The 16,667-nt window shown below is 40.4% G+C and carries 21 protein-coding genes, 1 pseudogene and 1 riboswitch; of the genes and pseudogenes, 5 read left to right on the top strand and 17 right to left on the bottom strand.

Annotated elements, in window-relative coordinates; translation table 11 throughout:
• Positions 1 to 42: 42 nt before the first annotated feature.
• Both ACQKFG_RS10065 and ACQKFG_RS10060 read right to left on the bottom strand, forming a co-directional pair.
• Positions 43 to 618, bottom strand: a complete 576-nt coding sequence (locus tag ACQKFG_RS10065; protein WP_349727563.1) for a TetR/AcrR family transcriptional regulator — start codon at positions 616 to 618, stop codon at positions 43 to 45.
• Between the two features lie 273 nt (positions 619 to 891).
• Positions 892 to 1,212 carry a MazG nucleotide pyrophosphohydrolase domain-containing protein gene (locus ACQKFG_RS10060; RefSeq protein WP_427558468.1) on the bottom strand — a complete coding sequence of 107 codons (321 nt, stop codon included), beginning with the start codon at positions 1,210 to 1,212 and terminating at the stop codon, positions 892 to 894.
• A 98-nt stretch (positions 1,213 to 1,310) separates the two neighbouring features.
• Here ACQKFG_RS10060 and ACQKFG_RS10055 point away from each other — a divergent pair, with 98 nt between their 5' ends.
• Complete coding sequence (locus ACQKFG_RS10055; RefSeq protein WP_192206446.1) at positions 1,311 to 1,892, top strand: TIGR00730 family Rossman fold protein; 582 nt, start codon at positions 1,311 to 1,313, stop codon at positions 1,890 to 1,892.
• 71 nt (positions 1,893 to 1,963) lie between these two features.
• Here ACQKFG_RS10055 and ACQKFG_RS10050 read toward each other — a convergent pair whose 3' ends face one another.
• The 3 genes and pseudogenes from ACQKFG_RS10050 to ACQKFG_RS10040 all read right to left on the bottom strand — a co-directional run bounded on the left by ACQKFG_RS10050 (position 1,964) and on the right by ACQKFG_RS10040 (position 3,590).
• On the bottom strand, positions 1,964 to 2,386 hold the full coding sequence (locus ACQKFG_RS10050) for an NUDIX hydrolase (protein ID WP_427558465.1): 423 nt from the start codon (positions 2,384 to 2,386) through the stop codon (positions 1,964 to 1,966).
• Positions 2,387 to 2,413: 27 nt separating this feature from the next.
• Positions 2,414 to 2,839, bottom strand: a complete 426-nt coding sequence (gene fabZ / locus ACQKFG_RS10045; protein WP_427558462.1) for a 3-hydroxyacyl-ACP dehydratase FabZ — start codon at positions 2,837 to 2,839, stop codon at positions 2,414 to 2,416.
• A gap of 137 nt (positions 2,840 to 2,976) precedes the next feature.
• Positions 2,977 to 3,590: pseudogene (locus ACQKFG_RS10040) on the bottom strand (undecaprenyl-diphosphatase).
• A gap of 232 nt (positions 3,591 to 3,822) precedes the next feature.
• On the opposite strand from ACQKFG_RS10040, the gene ACQKFG_RS10035 reads away from it, so the two are divergent.
• The 3 genes from ACQKFG_RS10035 (at position 3,823) to ACQKFG_RS10025 (ending at position 6,266) form a co-directional block, all read left to right on the top strand.
• Entirely contained in the window at positions 3,823 to 4,374 is a 552-nt protein-coding gene (locus ACQKFG_RS10035) for a histidine phosphatase family protein (protein ID WP_192206448.1), read from the top strand.
• Positions 4,375 to 5,208: 834 nt separating this feature from the next.
• On the top strand, positions 5,209 to 5,592 hold the full coding sequence (locus tag ACQKFG_RS10030) for a VOC family protein (protein ID WP_427558459.1): 384 nt from the start codon (positions 5,209 to 5,211) through the stop codon (positions 5,590 to 5,592).
• 53 nt (positions 5,593 to 5,645) lie between these two features.
• The gene (locus ACQKFG_RS10025; protein WP_427558456.1) at positions 5,646 to 6,266 is read left to right on the top strand and encodes a dienelactone hydrolase family protein; all 621 of its coding nucleotides are present in this window, start codon (positions 5,646 to 5,648) and stop codon (positions 6,264 to 6,266) included.
• On the opposite strand, the gene ACQKFG_RS10020 is transcribed toward ACQKFG_RS10025, so the two are convergent.
• The 11 genes from ACQKFG_RS10020 to ACQKFG_RS09970 form a co-directional block, all read right to left on the bottom strand.
• Positions 6,247 to 6,441 carry a Fur-regulated basic protein FbpA gene (locus ACQKFG_RS10020; RefSeq protein ID WP_192206451.1) on the bottom strand — a complete coding sequence of 65 codons (195 nt, stop codon included), beginning with the start codon at positions 6,439 to 6,441 and terminating at the stop codon, positions 6,247 to 6,249. The genes ACQKFG_RS10025 and ACQKFG_RS10020 overlap by 20 nt on opposite strands.
• 25 nt (positions 6,442 to 6,466) lie before the next feature.
• Positions 6,467 to 6,673, bottom strand: a complete 207-nt coding sequence (locus ACQKFG_RS10015; RefSeq protein ID WP_349727556.1) for a Fur-regulated basic protein FbpA — start codon at positions 6,671 to 6,673, stop codon at positions 6,467 to 6,469.
• A gap of 206 nt (positions 6,674 to 6,879) precedes the next feature.
• Positions 6,880 to 8,082 (bottom strand): M20 family metallopeptidase, encoded by a 1,203-nt coding sequence (locus ACQKFG_RS10010; RefSeq protein WP_427558452.1) that lies wholly within the window; start codon positions 8,080 to 8,082, stop codon positions 6,880 to 6,882.
• Positions 8,083 to 8,155: 73 nt separating this feature from the next.
• The gene (locus tag ACQKFG_RS10005; protein ID WP_192206454.1) at positions 8,156 to 9,028 is read right to left on the bottom strand and encodes a MetQ/NlpA family ABC transporter substrate-binding protein; all 873 of its coding nucleotides are present in this window, start codon (positions 9,026 to 9,028) and stop codon (positions 8,156 to 8,158) included.
• 21 nt (positions 9,029 to 9,049) lie between these two features.
• Positions 9,050 to 9,700 (bottom strand): methionine ABC transporter permease, encoded by a 651-nt coding sequence (locus tag ACQKFG_RS10000; protein WP_053537357.1) that lies wholly within the window; start codon positions 9,698 to 9,700, stop codon positions 9,050 to 9,052.
• 20 nt (positions 9,701 to 9,720) lie between these two features.
• Positions 9,721 to 10,737: a methionine ABC transporter ATP-binding protein gene (locus tag ACQKFG_RS09995; RefSeq protein WP_349727553.1), complete on the bottom strand. Its 1,017-nt coding sequence runs from the start codon at positions 10,735 to 10,737 to the stop codon at positions 9,721 to 9,723.
• Positions 10,738 to 11,057: 320 nt separating this feature from the next.
• Positions 11,058 to 11,169, bottom strand: a riboswitch (SAM riboswitch).
• A 128-nt stretch (positions 11,170 to 11,297) separates the two neighbouring features.
• Positions 11,298 to 11,771, bottom strand: a complete 474-nt coding sequence (locus ACQKFG_RS09990) for a GNAT family N-acetyltransferase (protein WP_427558448.1) — start codon at positions 11,769 to 11,771, stop codon at positions 11,298 to 11,300.
• A gap of 103 nt (positions 11,772 to 11,874) precedes the next feature.
• Positions 11,875 to 12,243 carry a DUF4440 domain-containing protein gene (locus ACQKFG_RS09985; RefSeq protein WP_349727550.1) on the bottom strand — a complete coding sequence of 123 codons (369 nt, stop codon included), beginning with the start codon at positions 12,241 to 12,243 and terminating at the stop codon, positions 11,875 to 11,877.
• A 208-nt stretch (positions 12,244 to 12,451) separates the two neighbouring features.
• On the bottom strand, positions 12,452 to 12,583 hold the full coding sequence (locus ACQKFG_RS09980; protein ID WP_286182344.1) for a hypothetical protein: 132 nt from the start codon (positions 12,581 to 12,583) through the stop codon (positions 12,452 to 12,454).
• A gap of 4 nt (positions 12,584 to 12,587) precedes the next feature.
• Positions 12,588 to 13,898: an amidohydrolase family protein gene (locus ACQKFG_RS09975; RefSeq protein WP_427558445.1), complete on the bottom strand. Its 1,311-nt coding sequence runs from the start codon at positions 13,896 to 13,898 to the stop codon at positions 12,588 to 12,590.
• 160 nt (positions 13,899 to 14,058) lie between these two features.
• The gene (locus tag ACQKFG_RS09970; RefSeq protein WP_427558442.1) at positions 14,059 to 15,036 is read right to left on the bottom strand and encodes a zinc-dependent alcohol dehydrogenase family protein; all 978 of its coding nucleotides are present in this window, start codon (positions 15,034 to 15,036) and stop codon (positions 14,059 to 14,061) included.
• Positions 15,037 to 15,242: 206 nt separating this feature from the next.
• Here ACQKFG_RS09970 and ACQKFG_RS09965 point away from each other — a divergent pair, with 206 nt between their 5' ends.
• Complete coding sequence (locus ACQKFG_RS09965; protein ID WP_427558439.1) at positions 15,243 to 15,581, top strand: YmaF family protein; 339 nt, start codon at positions 15,243 to 15,245, stop codon at positions 15,579 to 15,581.
• A gap of 144 nt (positions 15,582 to 15,725) precedes the next feature.
• Here ACQKFG_RS09965 and ACQKFG_RS09960 read toward each other — a convergent pair whose 3' ends face one another.
• Positions 15,726 to 16,571, bottom strand: a complete 846-nt coding sequence (locus tag ACQKFG_RS09960) for an HAD family hydrolase (protein WP_427558436.1) — start codon at positions 16,569 to 16,571, stop codon at positions 15,726 to 15,728.
• Between the last annotated feature and the right edge of the window lie 96 nt (positions 16,572 to 16,667).

Raw genomic sequence — 16,667 nt, 5'->3', positions numbered from 1 at the left:
ATACGGAATGAACGTTCATTCCGTTTACATGTTAAAAATTCATCAAGCGTGCAATCGGACTGCATCCCAAAAGCTTTCTTCCACATCTGCTAAAAGTTTTGGGTCAGGATCTAACTCCCCGATGCGAACAAGTCGCTCAAGCTCAAGAAAAGCTCCATAAATGATGGCAATCAAAGCGGAAGAAGGAAGCTCCTTTATTTCTTTTTTCTCTTTTCCTGACTCAAAAAAATTTCTAAATATATCCAATAGCCCTTGAAAGCTAGCATGACTATCTTCATTTAAAAAATGGGCTCCACTATGGATTTTAATAAAATAAATTGCTTGGTCCTGCTCGGTTGTAAAGTGAACCATTGATTTAAAAATATGGTGAAACTGATTGCGAATTGAATCATCATGAGGAAATCCACTCTTGACCGTTTCAGTAAAAATATCCAAGTACTCTTGAAAAATCTTGTTGCCCAGCACTTCCTTATTCTCGAAATAACGATAAATGGTACCCGCTCCAACTCCAGCCGATGTAGCAATCATCGGAATCGTCGTCGCATCATATCCCCGTTCTGCGAATAGCTCTAAAGCGCTGGATACTATACTGTCTCGTTTATTTACTGCAGTGATCATAATGATTCACCCCTTTTTTTCAAGATGCGGAATGAATGTTCATTCCTTTCAGTGTAAGTGTATACCCAATAAAATCCCATCTCAATCGCGCATACTACCCAGATTTTGTGAATTATTTGTTAACAAAGGGGGATGAAAGTCTGGATTTTTTTATTTTAGAGGAATTAAACGGGTAATACGAACTATCGTTTGCGAATAAAAAAAGCTGTTAGTCACAGCTCTTCAAGTTTAAAACAGGATGATTTTCATGTTAATCAATTGAATCAAAGGTTCTTATGCATGATGATAGCGTTCAGATAGTTTCTTTTTATGGGCATTGAACACTTCTTCCAATGGGATATTGTACTTGTTCGCAATCACAATCAAGTTTCCTAGCACATCTCCCAATTCTTCGGTTAACTCCTGTTTGTTTTCTTCATACGAACCAATAACCTCATCAGGTCTATCCCTGCCAATTTCAAGGGAGCGAATGGCTCGTGCCACCTCGCCAGTTTCTTCTGCCAAAAAGCCGATGCGAATGAAAATGTCCAATTCTGACCATCCTCGTGATTCATAATAATCTTTTACCCATTGTTGAAATTCAGTGACGTTCATATTCATCCACCTTTCAGTTAGATTAATTCAAGTTTAACAAATCTTCCTGAATTTTGTATGATAAGAAAGGAAGATTACTAAGTGGGAGATGTGATATTTTGAAAAGTCTAGCTGTATTTTGTGGATCAAGCAAAGGTGCATCTGCTGTGTATGTAGATGAGGCTAAAAAACTGGGTGCGGAATTGGCAAAACGTAATATTACCCTTGTCTACGGGGGCTCAAGTGTAGGAATCATGGGCGCAGTTGCAGATTCCGTTCTGGAAGCAGGCGGAAAAGTAGTTGGAGTCATGCCAGATTTTCTAGAAAAAAAGGAAATAGCGCATAAGAACTTAACTGAATTGATCGTCGTGGAATCCATGCATGAAAGAAAAGCAAAAATGGCTGAGCTTGCAGATGGGTTCATGGCTTTGCCAGGCGGGCCAGGAACATTGGAAGAATTCTTTGAGATTTTCACTTGGGCTCAGCTCGGACTTCACCAAAAACCTTGCGGACTCTTGAATATCAATCACTATTATGATCCTTTGGTCGCTTTATTCAATCATATGTCCGACGAACAGTTCCTGCATGAAAAATTCCGTTCCATGGCGCTGGTAGATGTTGAACCAAATGGACTTCTTGATCAATTTAATACATATGAACCGCCAAGCGTAAAAACTTTCATTACCGAAAAACAAACCTGATCATAAAAAACAGCCGGCCAAGATCAATAATGACCTTGGCCGGTTGTGATGAACTGCTGCGCACTGATGTGCTAATTGAATATCAGGTTTAAATAATCTCCATGCCCTTTACTAAGTTGCACTTCATGTTCGGATGAAATCCAGAAGAAATGAAATGTCAGCCCTTCTTCATCTCCTCCACCCGTTGGTTGATGGTCCCATTCATCAGGAACATCGCATACATGTATTTGGTAAAAATATCTATTATGTACGGCACCGTCGGCGTTCTCCCAAAAATCTTCTGCAATTAATTTCTGCACATGAAAATTTTCCAGACCTGTTTCTTCTTTCATTTCCCTAATCACTGCTTGGCAAGCATCTTCTTGAGGCCTCACTGTTCCCTTGGGGATCTGTATGCCCGCTTCCTTAATGGGATGTTGAAAAACCAATACCTGTGTTTCTCCATTATTGATTCTTGTCACATACCCGTAAGCTTTTTTTATCGGTATCACCATCATTCCCCCGTTATTGCACATGTTAGATCAATCACCAAAAGCAAATATGAGCTCTGTCTCGCATACAGTTTCTCCATCGACAGTAGCTCTTCCTTTTCCTTTACCGATGGGACCTTTCAAGCGAGTAATCTCTACTTCTAAACGTAACTGGTCCCCTGGCCTTACTTGCTTTTTAAAACGACATCCATCGATTCCAGCCAAAAGCCCGATCCGCCCTTTATTTTCTTCTATTGTAAGCATGACAACAGCACTTACCTGTGCTAAAGCCTCAACGATCAATACGCCTGGCATCACTGGATAATTTGGAAAATGGCCAGTAAAAAACTCTTCATTTGCTGAAACATTTTTAATGGCCACCGCTCTCTTTCCTTCTTCCAATTCCAGTACTCTATCAACTAAAAGACATGGATAGCGATGCCTGATTATATCTTTGATTTCCTGGATATCAATCAATATTAGGTCCCCCATTGCAATCGATTTTTTTCTTTATTTTACCATCCAACAACATGATGTGGATATTTTTGTATTTATCACACTGCACTTCGTTCAACAAAAAAAGGCTGCCTGAGCAACCTGTTTTTTGATTCCGCCTACAAATCCTTTGATCTTTTTTCCTTCGCTTTTGTTAACGGGGATAGAATCATTTGTTCACACCTCTCATAGCCCCTAATAATTTATGAATCAGGCTTATTTTAGGAACAACAACGTAAACCGCCAAGCCTGAAATGGTGCTCAGGATAGCTCCTGCCAGCACATCCGCCGGAAAGTGGACGCCTACCCAAATACGGGAAATGCCAACAAGGAAAGCCAGCATGATCCATAACAGCCACCATCCTCTTTTGAAAAGCCAAAAGGATACACAAAACGAGAAAAACAAAATGGTGTGATCGCTTGGAAATGAATTATCCACTGCCTTTTCAATTAACTTATTAACATTGGTCAATTCAGCAAATGGCTGATTGTTTGAATGCAATTTCCCTGCCATTTTCCCCATCATTTCTGCTATTACAAATGTAATCATCCCACAAACAATCATCATTCTACTCTGCTCATTTCGAGTGAACCATATTACGATGACAGCTAATGCTAAGAAAAAAACCATATACTCGGCAATGAAAATGGCAGAAGGGTTTAAATAATCATATTGTTTCCCTAGGTCATTGATCATTCTAAATACATTGATATTCAGCTCAAAAAAATCCATTCCTTACCCAACCTTCCTCTTTTTCTTACATATTAAAAGAGAAAGGAAGTATCTCTCCATCGTTCTTCCTAACAGTTTGATCCATTATCTAACAATTTTGTCACATGGTTGCACCATATCTATATAAAAAAGACATGATACGATTTTATAAACTTTAATGGAGTTATACCAAATAGTTCAATTTTTATTCATTTAAAGGTTTTACTAAAGTTGAATAGAATTATTAATTGGGATGAATAAACAAAATAGAGGTGATATCTTGCAGATACTAATAATTCGGCATGGTGAGTCAGAAGACGATTTTCTAGAAGAAAATTACGAAGGAACTACTGATTTACCCCTAACCATTAAGGGAGTTGCACAAGTAGAAAAAATGTGCAGACGTGTATCCGAAGAGTTTCCACCAGAATTCATATGGTCGAGTACCTTGCTTCGGGCTAGTGAAACTGCCGAAACTTTATCAACTACTATTAAATGTCCAGTAACATTCCTGGATGATTTACGAGAGATGCAGGATAGGGAGAATCATTTGGATTTTAGATTACGGGCTCAAAGTGTACTTTCTTATATTAGAGAAAACAGTGCAAATTATAAACGAATTGCTATTATATCCCATGGAGGGATGATTACTAAAATTATTGAAAGCTTTCTTCAATTACCACCCGCAATTAATGATGTGTGGTTCAATTCTCATAATACAGGAATACATCTTCTTGAGTATACGGATCATCCATACAAACTAATAAGATTTTTAAATAGTACTACGCATCTGGAATATAGCTAACGATCAGGGCTTTCTTTAGGCAGTCTTTTCTTTATGTGATAACAGGGCAGGATAGTTGAGTACTTGGTATAATATAGTGGTAAATTAAAGGTGATTCAGAGGTAATAGGAATGTATCAATTCGAACACGAGATACAAAGGAAACAAAAGATATTCAAGGGGTACCTAGTTTTATTTATCATGGCTTCCTTGATAAACCTGATTTCATTCTTTATGGATGGAGATATTTTTAGGGGAATGGCCTGTCTCTTTTTTTCTTTGATTGTCTTCCACTATGGTCAACGCCAAAAAGTCTGGGCAGCATTAATTATTAAATTCATAGTTTGGCTGCACTTTATTTTACTGCTGATTACCATTATTTTTTTCACGATAACACAATGGTAGGCTAGATTTTTTAATGGACGCGGCATGTTAATGGAACAATGACCCGAAGGGAAAAACTTAAATCCTAAGGTGGCAAAAAATTGAAATGGGAAAGTGTTGCGTATGGGATTACACTATTCATTGTAGGTATTTCTTTTTGGCTTCAAATGATATGCGTTCTAGTTGTAGTATTGTGCATTAATTTTACTTTATTTAAAATCAAATTCCTTCAGAAATTCGTAACAAAGAAGTGGGCGGGCTTTGTCTGAATTCATTTTTAAATAGACTATTTACAAGCTGTCTTTATGGGGGCTTTTTCTTTACGTATTATACAGGGGAAAAGGCTGACACGCATAAAAAAATGGACGTTTCTGTGCAGCGGTTGAATATGTAAGTCTACTCGTTGAGAAAAAAAGGTTTTTATGGAGACTCGTTGAATTCTTAGGTAAGGTTCAACGAAAGGTGGTAAAGTATGAAATCAATAAATTCTCCTATTTACCCTAAAGTTAACAATGTTTTCATTCATGTTAAAGATTTAAAAAAATCAGCTGGATGGTATTGTAATCTCCTTGGCATTCCTCATAATAGTGATTCTGTAGAATCGCCGGTTTACAATATTCCTATAACATATGAAACTGGATTAACGTTAGACGACCATACATTTGATCCTGATTTTAGATACGAACCCTCCAGCCATGTATTGTTTAATTTCTACGTAAATGATATAGACGAAGCCTATAAATTCATTAAGAGTAATAACATATCTATTGTTAAAGAAATAGAGCGTATTGGGGATTTTGCATATTTTAACTTTCAAGATCCTGATGGTAATGTACTTATGATTTGTAATGGTTAAGGATGAAAGAACTGGTTGGCTTTTATATATAGTTTAGTTTTGGAGGGGTAAAAATGCTGCACATTCAGAAAAATTCCGATACTGTCATCATTGTCATTCACGAAATATATGGACTGAACCAGCATATGCACGGTTTTTGTGAGTTATTATCAAAACAGGGTTTTGATGTGATTTGTCCGGATTTGTTAGAACGGGAGACTCCTTTTGATTATTCCCAAGAGGAGGCTGCGTATCGGCATTTTATGGAGAACGTAGGTTTCACGGGCGCTTTACATAAAATAAAGGATATATTATCGGATATTAAAGATGAATACCAAAAGATTTTTATCCTTGGATTCAGTGCGGGGGCAACTGTAGCATGGCTGTGCAGTGAGGAAGAATGTGTCGATGGAATAGTTGGATACTACGGTTCGCGTATTAGGAATTATGCAGAGTTAGCACCACAATGCCCTGCATTGCTATTTTTCCCACTGGAAGAGCCTTCATTTAATGTGGACGAGTTAATTTCAGCTTTAGAAATACAGAATGTCGAAATTCATAAATTCAATGGAAAACACGGATTCAGCGACCCTTACAGCTCAAACTATCATGCAGAATCAGCACAGAAAGCCGTTAGCAAAATGATGAAATTTTTTATGGATCATGAACTTCGGCCTAATGCCGTTTTGCATTGATCCAATGTATCGAACCCGCATCACTATGGGGATGACAGTCATTTTGAACCTTTTTATACTCTGTTTCCAATTCTTTTAAAGTTAACTTCATCAACTGTTCCAAACTCTTATTTACAGTATGGATCATCAGTTTATAGATCAATGCCTTCCGCCTTTCTTCTACGCCCTTCCTCATTTCTCCCTCTCCTTTTATTCTGATATTATATGAAATGTATCCTTAGACAGGGGGAATGATCGTCGGATTCCTTCTCCCCGATTTTACTTATTTTCATATATTCATTCTCTAAATCGGTTAAAGTCAATTCAAATAGATGGCTGTCATTCTTTTTATAAACCCCCTCGTTAATTAACTTGTTTATCAGGAAGTTTCTTTTTTTCTCAATCGCTTTACGTAATAATATCCCCAAGTTAAATCCTCCTTTTTTATACGTATTGAAAGATAATCTTTCTGCTTGCCCATTCAAAAAAACCGGAGACACCTCTTTACATGAAAGAAAAGTCTCCGGTTATCCGGTCAATTAACTTATAATTCCTATTTAATTACTAGGTATTGTTATTTTTAATGATACTAACTCTGTAATCCGCAGTCAATAATTTTTTTCCTGCATCTTATTTATTTTTGCTTCGCTTCATGAAATGCTGCTTTCACTTTATCCAACAGGTCTTGATCCGAAATCAATTTATACCCTGTAAGTGCAAGGGCTTTTGCTCCGGTCAGGATGGCTTTGTCTCCAGCAGGAGATTTGGCACAGTCGCGGAATTCATTCGTATGGGCAATCAGCTCATCATGGCCAATTTTTATGTAAGGATGTGCTGTCGGCACTACATGGCTTACATTACCTGCATCCGTCGAACCATAGCCGCTCTCTTTTCGGGGAGCCACCGCTTCCCCTAATTGAGCCAGTTCTTCTTTTAACAGTTCATCCAGGACTGGATTAATGACAAAATCGAGCACTTCATTTTGGAAGCGTTCAACTTTTACGTTACTTCCTGTGGCAAGTGCTGCACCTTCAGCAACAGCACGTATTTTTTTGGACACTTCTTGGCAAAGTTTCCATGTTGTGGCTCTAATGTAAAATCTGGCGGAAGCATATTCAGGAATGATGTTAGGCGCTTCCCCGCCATTGGTGATGATTCCGTGGATTTTGACCTCGGCTGGGAGCTGCTGGCGCAAAGCATTAATGCCATTGAACAGCTGAATCACCGCGTCAAGTGCATTCACGCCTTCTTCAGGCGCAGCTGCTGCATGCGCTGACTTCCCGTAAAAATGAAAATCAAGGGGGTCGACAGCCAGAAACGGACTTGTGACACCCGTTTTCCCGGCAGGATGGATAAGGATGGCCGCATCCACCCCATCAAATAGACTGTGCTTCACAAAACTGCCTTTTGCGCTTCCATTCGGCCCGCCCTCTTCTGCCGGTGTTCCGAAAACAATGACCTCTCCGCCCGTTTCCTCCAGTACTTGAGCCAAGGAAATGCCAGCTGCAACACTCGTTGTGCCGATGATATTATGGCCGCAAGCATGACCTAAACCCGGCAATGCATCATACTCGGCTAAAAAGGCAATTGTGGGACCTTTCTTTGAAGAGGTTTTTTTAGCGATGAATCCTGTTTCATGTCCGGCAATATTGCGGGTCACTTCAAATCCTTCATTCCGAAGTATTCCGGTTAATGTATCCGAAGCGAAGAATTCTTGATTCCCAATCTCGGGTTTGGCATGAATGGCCTGACTCGTTTCGATATATAATTTGGAATGAAGGTCGATATGATCTTCAATGATCTGCTGATGCCGCTTCTGCACTAATTCTCTCGCCATATTCGTATCTCCCCTTTTTGGTTTAAGGAGCCGGATAGGCATCTTGAATCCATCCGGCACTTGTTCTCAAGCATTATTTTTCATTAGCTGGTTTTGTCCAAGCATCCTGGTAATTGACTAATTCATCTACAGAAACATAAGCAGGAATGGTGTTTCCTTTAAACGTTTTTTCAATGAACGCTTCCACTTTTTTCGATTGATAAAGCTCCACTAATTTTTGCAGCTCAGGACGATCGGCATTGCCCTTTTTAACTGCAATGATATTAATATATGGTTTCGCCGTTTTACTTTCATGGAATAATGAATCTTTTAAAGTAAGGCCCGCTTCGACGGCAAAGTTATTATTGATGGCTGAAGCATCGGCATCATCCAATAGACGAGGCGTATTGCCGGCAGCAACAGGCTGGATTTTCAATTTTTTCGGATTATCCTTAATGATTTCCAATGATCCCGATCCATTGAATTCCTCTTTCAATGTAATCAATCCGGCTTCCTGAAGAAGGAGCAGTGCACGGCCGAAGTTTGTCGCTTCATTCGGAACGGCAATCGTAGCACCATCCGGAAGATCCTTAAGACTTTTATGTTTTTTCGAATAAAGGCCCATAGGCGCAATGACAGTCGACCCGATGGCCTCTAATTTCAGGTTTTGATCTTGAACGAATTCATCGAAGTAAGCGACTGTTTGGAATGAATTGGCATCGATTTCACCTTCACTTAACGCAAGGTTTGGTTGGATATAATCATTGAAAGTGACCAGTTCGATATTAAGCCCTTCCTCTTTCGCTATATCGACAATGTATTCCCATGTTCTCGTATCCCCGCTGCTGACACCGACTTTCACTGTTTTCACATCATCCGAACCGCCTGATGCACCTTCTTTTTTCCCACATGCTGCTGACACGATGGCCAATGCCAATACGATGATCGTTAATAAGATTTTCTTCATTTCTCCTGCCTCCTGTTATGTTTATCTTCTTCTGATTTTTCTTGAAACGAAATTCCCAGTGGATTGCAATAATTGAACGATGATCACGAGCGCCGCCACTGTGACAATCATCGTCATCGTATCGAACCTTTGATAACCATAAGCCAAAGCTAGATCTCCGACCCCGCCTGCACCGACGGCACCTGCCATGGCCGTAGAACCAACAAGCCCGATTGTCGCTGTTGTAAATGTAAGGATCAACGAACTAAGTCCCTCGGGAATCAAAAAGCGGTAAATGATTTGCCATGTCGTCGCCCCCATCGCCTGAGCTGCCTCGATGATCCCTTTGTCCACTTCCAACAGGGAGTTCTCCACAAGCCGGGCAATATAAGGAGCCGCGTAAAAGATTAACGGAACAATCGCCGCATTCGTTCCGATTGCACTGCCTACAATCATTCTTGTAAACGGAATAAGTGCTACAAGCAAGATGATGAAAGGAACCGACCGCAATATATTGATGATCGGGTTCAATACATTAAAGACCCATTTATTCTCCAGGATGTGACCTTTTCTTGTAATGACAAGCAGGATACCGAGCGGAAGCCCAATCAATCCGGAAAATACCAATGAGATGGCTACCATATAAAGTGTGTCACCGAAAGCTGTCGACAGCTGATCTGCCGTTATTTCCATTCCCCAAAGCGTATTACCCATTAAATCTGCACCTCCTGGACGAGAATCCCCTCATCTTTAATATATTGATAAGCTTTGTCCACCTCATTTTTGTTCCCGGTCACTTCGATGATCAAATTCCCGAAAGGCGTTTCCTGAATTTCAGAAATATTGGCTGATAAAACACTTAAATGAACATCATATTTCTTCGAGATCGTTGAAAGTAAAGGAGTACCCGAAGTAGTCCCAATAAAATTAATTTTCCAAATAATCGGGATATGGGACCCTATGCTTTTTAGGAAACTTTGTGGAATTTCGTCATGTATGACCGTTCTTACGAAGTTTTTTGCAATATCCGTTTGCGGCTTCGCAAAAACTTCGAAAACCGAACCTTGTTCAACGACGCATCCGCCCTCCATGACTGCTACCTTATTGCAAATTTCCCTAATGACAGACATCTCATGAGTGATTAGCAGAATGGTGATATTGTATTCTTTATTGATTTTCTTTAAGAGCTGAAGAACGGCACTAGTTGTTTGTGGATCCAATGCCGAGGTAGCTTCATCACACAATAAGATCGATGGATTGGTAGCCAATGCTCTCGCAATGCCGATCCGCTGCTTTTGACCGCCGGATAATTGTTCCGGATAACTCTTTGCTTTGCTCGATAAGCCAACGAACTCCAACAGCTCGCCTACCCGCTTTTTGATTTCTTTACCGGGGATTCCCGATAAAATCAACGGCATGGCGATATTATCAAAAACGGTCTTTGAGTTCAGCAAATTGAAATGCTGAAAGATCATCCCGATTTTTTTCTTTTCTGCCCGCAATTCCTTCGGGTTCAATTTGGTTAAATCCTTGCCCCCAACAATCACTGAACCACCTGAAGGATGTTCAAGCAAATTGACCAACCGGATCAACGTACTCTTCCCGGCCCCGCTATAACCGACTACACCGAATATATCCCCCTTTTCCACTGTCAAATTGATGCCCTTCAAAGCCTCGACAGTCTGTTTCTTTGTTTGATAAACCTTTTTGACATGTTGAAACTCAATCATCCAATCTCCCCCCATGCTGTTTATTTGTACCAATTCATTATCTAGAGAAGAGCTTTGCCAAGTTTCATAATGATAGGGTTAAATTTTTGGAATTCACGAGTAAATGCGTGAAACTCACGAGTAAATCTGCCAAATTCACGAGTAAATGCGTGAAACTCACGAGTAAATCTGCCAAACTTACGAGTAATTGCACCAATTCTCCAAATAACCATATACATTTTGAATAAACAAAAGAGGCCTCTTCCGTCATCAGACAGAAGAGGCCTCTTTTAGACATCAAAAAGAGTAAACTCTTAAATTAATTATCTAAGAAAAGCTCCTTCTTATCTTTCAAACTTTCGTCCGTTGGAATTAGCACAGTATTTTTACAAAAGTAAAAACCCGCTGCCGAGGTATCATAGGGCCAAGTCCCTCCACATCTCTTGATAAGAATTAACGTTATATTTAATTATGTCCTTCACTATATATTCTAATTTCTCTAAAGTCAACCGTATTTTTCCTCACGCTAGATATTTTTATAGTATAGTGAATTGATAACTTTTAATTATATTGACATAACTTCAAATTGATTTGCTCATTCTCCATACAAGGTATTTTTCATTTTCTTCGCTTATCTTCTTCATGCCTGAATTCGTATATAAACGAATCGCCCTTCCATTATCCGGAGAAACCCTTAAATGATATTCGGATACATTAAATTGCCTGAAAAAGTTTTCTGCGTAGCGAACCAATTCCTTGCCAAGGCCTTTACTGCGGTAATCGGGAATAAGATAAATAAGATTCACATAGCCGATTTCCATTCCTTCATACTCACGAATTTGAAGTTCCATTTGGCCAATCGGTTCTTGGTCCTTTTCAATGATCACCTGTCCATCCGGAAATTTGCGGATCCGTTCTTTCATTCGTTGCAGATATGTATTCTCATCTCCAAAACCATCTTCAGATCCAAAACTTACAACATAGGAATCTTTCCTGAATTTAATGATAATCTCTTTATCTTTATCGGTATCAATGGTACGAAAGATCAGCTTCACCCACCCCTATCATTTTAGTGAAATAGTTTTTTCAAAAATCAAATCTCATTTTACTTACGCATTTTTATGATATTAATTTTTTTCTTTTTCATAAATAATAGGCTTAGCGGGGCCCTTTCGTTTTTGTGCCTTGATGAAAAAACATTTGCCATCTTCCATTCGTACATTTCCAGATTGAACTCCTTAAGGTATGTTCCACTTTATCTTCATCAAAAATCCGGTACGTCGTTAAAACGGTATCCTCAGACAATGGATGCATATCAAATTGACTTAGTGTCATCTTCACCGCTCCGGCTCCCTCTTGCCCCATAAAATCGTTTTTTGACCATATGTTACCCGAACTGCCGAACTCAAAGAAATCATCTTTCAATAATAATGAAAGCTCTTCTGGAGATTTACGGACTTCAGACTTTAACAATTTCTCCTCCAGTTGATACAACTGTTCTTTTAATAATGAAGATTCACCATCCATTCATCTTGTCCTCCTTTTTCAATTATTGGTGAAATTCATGATCCATGGTGGCAAAGATTTTTTATCAAGTTGGTTAATATTTTGCGGTCAGCAGCATTTTTTTGTATTTAACCGTTTTTGCATACCTACTTTGTTTCCATATTTCCAGAACCTGGACTCAGGACGGATTTCAGAGTGTTAGTTACAATTTATTCTACAATACTAGCGGTCATTCCTTTTTGACGGCCATTCGCTGCGTACTATTCCTTACTGGTCCTCCCACATCTTCATCATTGAGTCCATAAAAAGAAGGAGCTGCAAATGGCAGCTCCTTTTTCTGTGCATCCGTTTGTTTTCCCATCAGGTTAACGTGATAGTGTACCTTGCAGGCGATTCGATTCGGCGATTACTTTTTCTTCATCGATCGTTAAGCAGTGCCTTTCTTTCACGACCATTTTGCCATCGATGTACACATCACATACATCATTTCCGCGTGCTGCATAGAGCAGGTGCGAATAGGCTTCACTCAGCGGCTGCAGATGTTCTTTGTCATATGGGTAAATGGTGATGAAATCTGCTTTTTTACCAGCTTCCAGTGATCCTGTATGGCTCATGCCTATCGCTTCTGCGCCCATTCTTGTGGCCATGGCGAGTGCTGTTTGGGCAGGGAATTTAGTGGCATCCTTATAGATTCCTTTTTGCAATAATGCAGCTGTCCTCATTTCCTCGAACATATCGAAGTTGTTATTGGAGGCGACGCCATCAGTTGCCACTCCCACTTTAATGCCTGCATCAAGAAGGCTGACGACATCGGCAATTCCAGATCCGAGCTTCAGGTTACTGATTGGATTGTGGGCTACGCGAACATCATGCTGTTTTAGTATCGCCCGCTCTTCGTCATTAAGAACCACACCGTGTGCCATCACGGTAGGCTGGTCGAACAGACCTAGACGGCGAAGGTGCTCGACAGGACGGGATCCGTAACGTTTTTCGATGTCGAGGATTTCAAAGTCCGTTTCCGATACGTGGATGTGCACCATCAAATCATTCTCTTTTGCAATCCGTGCACTTTCCATGATCGCTTCAGGTGTGCAGGCATAAGGGCTATGTGGTGCGACCATGGCAGTCAGGCGGCCATCGGCAAACGTTTTATAGTTTTTTGAAAACATTTCTGCCCCCATGAGGTTCGCTTTTTGGTCTTTTTCGGTACCCAAGCTGAAGATCGTGTAGGAGAAGGCTCCGCGCATTCCTGTTTCGCCTATTGTCTCCATGACAGCACCTGCATCTATTCCATTAGGATTAAACATATCCGAAAATGTCGTGGTTCCTGATTTCATCATTTCCATAATGCCAAGCTGAGTGCTTACAGAAGCGATTTCCGTTGTAAACTGGCTTTCAAGTGGCCATATTTTCGTTTCAAGCCATGGCTTCAGCAGCATATCGTCCCCGATACCGCGTAAAAGGGTCATTACAATATGCGAATGGGCATTCACAAGGCCTGGCATGATCCATTTCCCGCCAAGGTTGACCACTTGGTCTGCATCAGCCAATTGTTGTTCATCATGCTGGCCGACGTAGGATATGGTATCATCTTGTACAATCATCATGCCGTTTTCAAAGATTTGATTTTCCTTGTCCATAGTAAAAAATGTAGCATTCACATATATTGTTTTCATAAGTAGTTCCTCCAAAGTCGTATCATGTAGCAACATGTTCTATTCCGCATTCTAAACTAGCACCTTACAGGTAATCAAGTAATTTCATATTATCAGGGGCCATTTCCATTTACCTTAGGAACCTATTGGAAGAGCTCCAAGATGCATGACTCATGCGAAATCAGTTGTTTAAGAAAATCTTCCCTCCATTGCTAGCGACTTGAATGGCTTCTTGCACACCTTGAAGGCTGTAGTAGGAACCCGGCATCATGAACTTCAATCTTTTATCATTAATGAAACCCATCAAAAGGTTAAACGTTTCATGCCAAGTTTGTACGGAAGCCTGCTGATTCCAATGCCGAAGATGAAACATTTTAACATCCACTTTTGTCCTTTGTGAAATTTCCGCCCAATTTACAGACTGTCCTGATAAAAGGCCGATCGTTAATAAGATGCCATTAGGCCGAACACAAAAAGCTAGCTCTGAACCATCGATGCCGCCCACTGAATCTATGGCCGCTTTCGCTCCGCGCCCATTCGTCCATTCCATCACGGTATCATGCAAGGATGATCGGGACGTATCGATCACATATGAAGCACCAAGTTTAAGCAGTTCCTCCGTATACTTACTGTTTCTCGTTACAGCAACCAGCTTAAATCCAAGTATCTTGGATAACTGGGCAAAGATACGGCCAATGGAAGATCCGCAAGCATTTACAAGTAATACATCATCCGGTTTCAATGCCAATACTTCTGTACAGATTAGCCATGCGGTTATCGGATTTATATATAATTGTGCTGCAATATGATCCTCGATCGAATCGGGAATGACGATGGCCAGATCCGCAGATGTTTTAACATATTCCTGCCAGGTCCCTTCACCGCGCAAAGGCAGAACACGCTTGCCTATCAGCTCGTTCGAAACTGAAGGACCCACCTCTTCTACAATGCCGACCCCTTCATAACCGGGTATGGAAGGCAAGGGAATTCGGTGGGAATATGCACCGCGAATGGGCAGCAAATCAGACGGGTTAATGGGACTTGTAGTCATCCGAACGAGGACCTCCCCTTCGAAAGGTTTTTGAATACACTTATTTTCAACTTTTAAAACCTTTTGCGGATTCCCGAATTCATAGAATTTAACACATTTGGCTTCCAAGATGATAAGCCTCCTTCAATTCATTAGTCTTTCTATTTTATCATTTAAACTGATCCCACCTGGCACTTAAAGCGCTTTTAACTCTGGATTTACGTTCATGTATTGTGGTTTTTCACGTGTTAATCCCCTTTACATAAATTTGACGTTATGAATCTTCTTATTTCATATGGTTTATAAAACGTTTGTTTATACAAGGGGTGAAGAGATTGAATAAAGTAGGAAAAGATGATTTTGTATCAGGGTTCGTACCACATCATAATCATGGATCTGTTGATTATACTTCCGTAGCGGACGGCCATGTCCATCAATGTTTAGATGTAACTTCCCCGCCAATTCCATCACAAGAGGGAGAACATATTCATTATACTGAAGGATATGTGTTATTTGAGGATGGACATACCCATTATTATAAGGCTTATTCGGGACCACCCATTCCGGTTGGAAATGGAATGCACGTTCACTATTACGATTTTTACACAACGGAAGAAGATGGGCATAGCCATAGAATTAAAGGGGTCGACCAACCTGCTCCAGGGAATAAATAGGATAAATGGATAAACAAAAAACATCAGGGGGATGTGAAATCCCCCTGATGTTTTTTTGCTTCCGATCGTCTGACTCTAAATGCATCCAATCAACATTCAAATTCCACAAACATAATTGGATCATCTTTTGCCTTCCAGGTTATCTTAGTGAAACATTCCCTTTAAAAAGCGATACAGTCCATCTTCTCGATATGAATGCTCCGTCACTTCATCGGCCTGTTCTTTGACCAGGTCTGTGGCGTTTTTCATGGCAACGCAATGTCCGGCGAGTTGGAATAGCGGGAGGTCATTTTCGCCATCGCCTACTGCCAGGATATTTTCCGGCGCTAGCTGGAAATGCTTCAGCAGAAGTTGAACGCCTGTTGCTTTTGTGATGCCTTCCACGGTCACTTCTACATTATGATGGGTGGAGGAAGCTGTGGTAAAGGCATTGTACTGCTTGATTTCCCCCAACTCCGCTTTCCATTTTCGAATCGCATTCATTTCATTACTGAAGAAGTAGATTTTGGCTACGCTGCTTATATCCAGTTGTTCTGACCATCTTATTTTTTCTTCCACTGCATCCTGTCTTGATAGCCATTCATTTTCATCGACTGTCTCAGGCTTTGGCATCAAACCTTGTTTAACCATATAGTCTTTATCTTTAAGTAATGCCATCCGTGTTCCATCGTTCGGATGAACTTCGTAAAAAATCTCTTCCGCTCCTGCTTTGGCTACCAATTCTCCCACAAGATCCAGCGGCAGGGCGTGTTCGGCTATCTGCTTCTTTCCGATGAATACGGACATTCCATTGGCAGTCACCACTCCATCTACTTCCATGCCGGACGGCAAAACGTCCCTCATTTCTTCAAGCGTCCTTCCTGTTGCAATGAAAATCAGCTTCCCTCTTTCCCTGAGTTCGCCTATGTATTGTTCCAGCGTCTCGTTCACAGTATTTCTTTCGTTCAATGTCGTGCCATCCAAATCGAGCACAATTGCTTTGTTGGTCATGCAAATCACCTCAAAAATCCGAATGATATGAAAATGCCAACAGCCCATTATCTATAAAGATCTTAGGCTGTTGGTTTCATTCATTCATTTATTTTT

The sequence above is a fragment of the Peribacillus sp. NPDC076916 genome (assembly GCF_050269675.1).
In the GTDB taxonomy this organism is placed as follows: domain Bacteria; phylum Bacillota; class Bacilli; order Bacillales; family DSM-1321; genus Peribacillus; species Peribacillus aracenensis.
The sequence above is the reverse complement of the archived record's forward strand: the minus strand, read 5'-3'. Positions and strand labels throughout refer to the sequence as shown.

Bases quoted from the DNA above. Each gene is read 5' to 3' on its own strand.
- ACQKFG_RS10065 (WP_349727563.1), bottom strand. From the start codon at position 618: ATGATCACTGCAGTAAATAAACGAGACAGTATAGTATCCAGCGCTTTA.
- ACQKFG_RS10060 (WP_427558468.1), bottom strand. From the start codon at position 1,212: ATGAACGTCACTGAATTTCAACAATGGGTAAAAGATTATTATGAATCA.
- ACQKFG_RS10050 (WP_427558465.1), bottom strand. From the start codon at position 2,386: ATGGTGATACCGATAAAAAAAGCTTACGGGTATGTGACAAGAATCAAT.
- ACQKFG_RS10035 (WP_192206448.1), top strand. From the start codon at position 3,823: ATGAATAAACAAAATAGAGGTGATATCTTGCAGATACTAATAATTCGG.
- ACQKFG_RS10030 (WP_427558459.1), top strand. From the start codon at position 5,209: ATGAAATCAATAAATTCTCCTATTTACCCTAAAGTTAACAATGTTTTC.
- ACQKFG_RS10025 (WP_427558456.1), top strand. From the start codon at position 5,646: ATGCTGCACATTCAGAAAAATTCCGATACTGTCATCATTGTCATTCAC.
- ACQKFG_RS10020 (WP_192206451.1), bottom strand. From the start codon at position 6,441: ATGAGGAAGGGCGTAGAAGAAAGGCGGAAGGCATTGATCTATAAACTG.
- ACQKFG_RS10010 (WP_427558452.1), bottom strand. From the start codon at position 8,082: ATGGCGAGAGAATTAGTGCAGAAGCGGCATCAGCAGATCATTGAAGAT.
- ACQKFG_RS10005 (WP_192206454.1), bottom strand. From the start codon at position 9,028: ATGAAGAAAATCTTATTAACGATCATCGTATTGGCATTGGCCATCGTG.
- ACQKFG_RS10000 (WP_053537357.1), bottom strand. From the start codon at position 9,700: ATGGAAATAACGGCAGATCAGCTGTCGACAGCTTTCGGTGACACACTT.
- ACQKFG_RS09995 (WP_349727553.1), bottom strand. From the start codon at position 10,737: ATGATTGAGTTTCAACATGTCAAAAAGGTTTATCAAACAAAGAAACAG.
- ACQKFG_RS09985 (WP_349727550.1), bottom strand. From the start codon at position 12,243: ATGGATGGTGAATCTTCATTATTAAAAGAACAGTTGTATCAACTGGAG.
- ACQKFG_RS09980 (WP_286182344.1), bottom strand. From the start codon at position 12,583: ATGGGAAAACAAACGGATGCACAGAAAAAGGAGCTGCCATTTGCAGCT.
- ACQKFG_RS09975 (WP_427558445.1), bottom strand. From the start codon at position 13,898: ATGAAAACAATATATGTGAATGCTACATTTTTTACTATGGACAAGGAA.
- ACQKFG_RS09960 (WP_427558436.1), bottom strand. From the start codon at position 16,571: ATGACCAACAAAGCAATTGTGCTCGATTTGGATGGCACGACATTGAAC.